This is a genomic window from Spirillospora sp. NPDC127506, assembly GCF_040302145.1.
Lineage (GTDB): Bacteria > Actinomycetota > Actinomycetes > Streptosporangiales > Streptosporangiaceae > Spirillospora.
Genome location: NZ_JBEORG010000087.1, coordinates 1 through 731 on the forward strand (window position 1 = coordinate 1; position 731 = coordinate 731).

Annotated in this window: 1 protein-coding gene; it reads left to right on the forward strand. The window is 67.0% G+C overall.

Annotated elements, in window-relative coordinates:
• Nucleotides 1-554 (forward strand): IS21-like element helper ATPase IstB (istB, locus tag ABTW95_RS35435; RefSeq protein ID WP_500228612.1); only part of this gene is annotated, 554 nt, incomplete at its 5' end.
• Between the last annotated feature and the right edge of the window lie 177 nt (nucleotides 555-731).

Consider the following 731-nt stretch of genomic DNA (forward strand, 5'->3'; position numbering starts at 1 on the left):
TCGACTTCGACCACCAGCGCTCCCTCAAACGAGAGGTCATCGCCCACCTGGGCACTCTGGACTTCGTCGCCGCCCGCGAGAACGTGGTGTTCCTCGGCCCGCCCGGCACCGGCAAGACCCACCTGTCGATCGGGCTGGGGATGCGGGCCTGCCAGGCCGGGCACCGCGTCGCGTTCGCCACCGCAGCCGCATGGGTCGCCCGCCTGGCCGACGCCCACGCCACCGGGAAACTGCAGCAGGAACTGGTCAAGCTCGCACGCATCCCGGTGCTGGTCGTCGACGAGGTCGGCTACATCCCCTTCGAGCCAGAGGCAGCCAATCTGTTCTTCCAGCTGGTCTCCAGCCGCTACGAACGCGCCTCCCTCATCGTGACCAGCAACAAGCCGTTCGGGCGCTGGGGCGAGGTGTTCGGCGACGACATCGTGGCCGCAGCCATGATCGACCGCCTCGTCCACCACGCCGAGGTCATCAGCCTGAAAGGAGACAGCTACCGCCTGAAGAACCGCGACCTGGGCCGCGTCCCCGCCGCCCAGACCAACAACGACCATCAGTAACAACCCGCAGCAAACAACACCACCAGGGGGTCAACTTTCAGACGTCGACAGGGGGTCAGGATTCGCCCGTCGTTGACACGTCGCCCGCACTCTGGGCAGTCGAACAGGTCCTCATCGCCCCTGCGAGGGTTCGCAACGCGTCCCACAGAGGGGTGCGGCCCCGCTTGGTCACCGAGT